Origin of the sequence: Acinetobacter sp., from assembly GCF_050285345.1 — a bacterium.
Lineage (GTDB): Bacteria > Pseudomonadota > Gammaproteobacteria > Pseudomonadales > Moraxellaceae > Acinetobacter.
This window is the reverse complement of the sequence record NZ_JBLZXR010000098.1, coordinates 1-3,282: the sequence shown is the minus strand read 5'-3', so window position 1 is coordinate 3,282 and position 3,282 is coordinate 1. Positions and strand designations below refer to the sequence as shown.

The window sequence follows — 3,282 nt, the reverse complement described above, 5'->3', positions numbered from 1 at the left end:
GCTGTACCAGGTAGTGATTCAGTTTTACTTCCACATATTAGCAATCGTCTGCAGGTTGAAACTGTAGATGGTGAAATCAAAATCCGTGTTCTTGATTTGCAGGGCAAGCCAAGTGCATTGAGCATTGAAGATTTAGAAAAAGAATTTCGTGCGAATGAGGCATTCAAGCCTTTGATTCGTGCGTCAAACGCATCAGGAAGTGGGGCTTCTGGTGGTCAAGGTGGCGGTGCTACTAAAAAACCAAGCGAAATGAATCAAACAGAACGCGCCGACTGGCAAAAGAATGACCCAGAAGGGTTTGCTCAAGCTGTCGCAAGTGGCGCATTTAACCCAATTTAGGAGTAATTTATGGCTACATTAGCCCAAGTATTTAACCGCGAGCTTTTACTATCTTATATCGCACCAGACCCATTAAAGCGATCACCTTTAGTACAGTCAGGCGCATTTGCTAGTGATGCTCGTTTGCGTCCACTGCTTACCAGTGGCTCTAAAACTTTTGAAGTGCCGTATATCAACGGTATTGATTCCAACCTTGAGCCAAACTACGGCAACACCATCATCACTGATATTGCTGTTCCGCGTGAAATTGACGCTGGCTCAATGGGTGGTCGTGTTGCATTCCTAAACGAAGGCTTCCAAGAGTCAAATTTAGGGCGCTACTTATCTCAAGTGAATGCACTCGAAGTTATTGGTGGTCTGATTGACGGTATGTGGCAAGGTGTTGGTGAAAACCGCGCACGTGCGACTGTAACCGGCCTTCGCAATTACGACTGGGCCAACGGTAAAAAGTTGACTACTGATATTTCTAAAACATCATCTGCTACTGAAGCATCTGGTTTTAGTGTGGATGCGTTCATTGATGCTGAGGCTACGATGAGTCGCGGTATGCGTGGTAATGGTGTGATTTTCGTGCATCCACAAATCGCAGCTAAAATGCGTAAGCAGAAACTGGTGGAGCGAGTAACTACAAGTGACAACCTGCCACCGGTTGATGTGTATAACGGCCGTGCTGTGATTGAAACTGACTTTGGCACCAAAATTGGAACGGGCGTGAATGCTCAATTCATTTCCATTCTCGCTTCAAATGGCGCGTTCTCTTATGACCAAGTGCCGGGTGAAGATGACTTGGAAGTTGAGCGTACTGGCGGCACAGGTAATGGTGCTGGTCATCGTATCCTGCGTACTCGTCGCAACATCTTGATTCATCCACAAGGCTTTAGTTTTGTTGCCCCTGAAAACACCTTAACTGGTGGTACGAAGAATGAAGCTTTGTCTGCTTCATGGAGTGACCTGCAAAAAGCCGAAAACTGGGAAATGGTCAACGGTGCCTCAGCAGTTCCATTCCGTTTCTTAATCACCAACTTATAAGGAGTAGGACATGCTTCCTAAAGACTTAGTAAAGCCAGCCGTTAACTACACGTATCCATCGGAACGCGCTTACCTGGATGAAAGCACAAGCACTTTAGCTAATGGCAAAGTGTTTGATGAAACTAAATCAGGTAAAGACTACGGCATTAAAGACCCAGATGTGACTGAACCACTAACTGGTACAGAAAGCGAAACTGGTAATGGTGCAGGCACTGTAACCCCATAAGGAATAACTATGAATTACGTCACTATCGATTCAGTCACTCAAAGCCTTGGCCCAGATTGGGCTGGATCGGGTGACGCTAATCTCGCAGTTACTCAGGCGAATGCTTGGCTTCGTGTTAAGCATTTGCGTCAATTTGAAGTAATCCCGGAAGATGTATTACTTGCAGGGGCTTATGCTGCACAACTGGCCGCTAAAGGCGAGCTTTACGTAACGCAGACGGATGGGGTTGTGAAATCCAAGCGTGTCAAAGCCGATACGGTAGAAGTTCAAAAGGAATATGTACCAGGCATGGAGCAGGGCAAAAGCTCGACGATGTTATTCATTGAAGATCTGCTTGTACCGTACCTTTCTAAAGGCTTTGGAATTAATACATTTGTGGTGAAGTAATGGGTATTAAAGATGATATTCAGGCCGAAGTGGCTGCGGCATTTAGTGCTGATCTAGCCGATGCGGTTGACACCTTCACCTGCACAAAACTGATTTATTCGGGTGAGTTTGATTTTGAAACGCAGACTTATCCAGTTGTTGGTGATGAGTCATATTCAGGGCGTGGTGTTTTATTTGGCTCGTATTTAAAAGATATGGTCAAGCCGACTGATTACCAGGTGACAGACTCTAAGGCTATCGTGCTACAGAATGAGGTCACAGGCATTCCACAGATTGATGATGTTTGGACTACCAGTAAGGGCCGGTTCAAGGTGGTGAATATTAGCCAAGACCCAACAGGTAGTATTTGGACTTGCCAGTTGAGAAGAGTTGGGTAGATTGTTGACTTGTGACGTAAATATGTTAGAACTAATTTTGATATAAATATGAGAAGAAATAACAATGTTCATGAAATATATTATGCCGCACAACAAGTCGGAAATTTTTATCAATAAAGATAAAATTAGACTTATAGAAAATCTTTCAACAGCAAACAACCTGCAAAGAAAAATACTGCAACTGAATATTGTGTTTTCAAATGACCATGTATTAACGCTAAATTTTGAAACGCAAGATGAGCTTGATACATTCCTACAAAAGCTCACATCACAAATAAATTAAACCCACTTCGGTGGGTTTTTTAATGGATGGAATTTATGGCCTGGAAAAACAAACCGAGTAATTTTTCGCTCGATATGCTTAAAACCGCAGACGACCACCTTAAAAATATCGTAGGCGATACACTTCAGCAAGTTGTTGTGCGCTCACCGGTGCAAGATGGTGAGTTTCGGGCATCACATAAGATCACGATTGATTCACCTCAAAACACTTATGAAAAAGGCTATGACCTGTCAGGCAATGAAACGCTACGTGAAGGGCTACAAATAGCATATACAGCGAAAATAGGCAGTCTTGTTTACATCCAGACCAATAGTCCATATGGCCTAGCTTTGGAAAATGGTCACAGTCAGCAGGCACCCAATGGTGTCTACGCGCTTTCATTCCGATATGTTTGTGAGAAATACAGATGATGACCAATACTCAAGCCTTACAAGCAATTCTTGCGCGTGTTGGCACATTCACTGGCATGCCTAAAGCTAATATACAGCTGGCAAATAATCCTCAGGTTGGTGGCAAACCATATGAACCACCAGCTGGACAGATCTGGGCCAAAGTCACAGTGAATAATGCTGGAACATTTATTGCCAGTATTGGTGATCAGCCATGTACTCGCACGCCGGGCATTGTGTTTATCCAGTTAT

The 3,282-nt window shown here is 43.9% G+C and carries 5 protein-coding genes and 2 pseudogenes; all 7 read left to right on the top strand.

The annotated features are described in order from the left end of the window. A pseudogene (locus tag ACN6OV_RS08465) lies at nucleotides 1-339 on the top strand (hypothetical protein); the annotation flags it as partial. A 9-nt stretch (nucleotides 340-348) separates the two neighbouring features. Next, complete coding sequence (locus tag ACN6OV_RS08460) at nucleotides 349-1,368, top strand: hypothetical protein (protein WP_427951916.1); 1,020 nt, start codon at nucleotides 349-351, stop codon at nucleotides 1,366-1,368. A gap of 10 nt (nucleotides 1,369-1,378) precedes the next feature. Next, nucleotides 1,379-1,594, top strand: coding sequence for a hypothetical protein (locus ACN6OV_RS08455; RefSeq protein ID WP_427951913.1), 216 nt, complete (start codon nucleotides 1,379-1,381; stop codon nucleotides 1,592-1,594). Nucleotides 1,595-1,603: 9 nt separating this feature from the next. Then, nucleotides 1,604-1,981, top strand: a complete 378-nt coding sequence (locus tag ACN6OV_RS08450; RefSeq protein ID WP_427951910.1) for a DnaT-like ssDNA-binding protein — start codon at nucleotides 1,604-1,606, stop codon at nucleotides 1,979-1,981. Beyond that, entirely contained in the window at nucleotides 1,981-2,358 is a 378-nt protein-coding gene (locus ACN6OV_RS08445) for a glutamate 5-kinase (RefSeq protein ID WP_427951907.1), read from the top strand. The genes ACN6OV_RS08450 and ACN6OV_RS08445 overlap by 1 nt, the downstream gene beginning before the upstream one ends. A gap of 318 nt (nucleotides 2,359-2,676) precedes the next feature. Further along, nucleotides 2,677-3,051: a hypothetical protein gene (locus ACN6OV_RS08440; protein WP_427951904.1), complete on the top strand. Its 375-nt coding sequence runs from the start codon at nucleotides 2,677-2,679 to the stop codon at nucleotides 3,049-3,051. Further along, nucleotides 3,048-3,282, top strand: a pseudogene (locus ACN6OV_RS08435) (hypothetical protein); the annotation flags it as partial. The gene ACN6OV_RS08440 and the pseudogene ACN6OV_RS08435, both read left to right, overlap by 4 nt.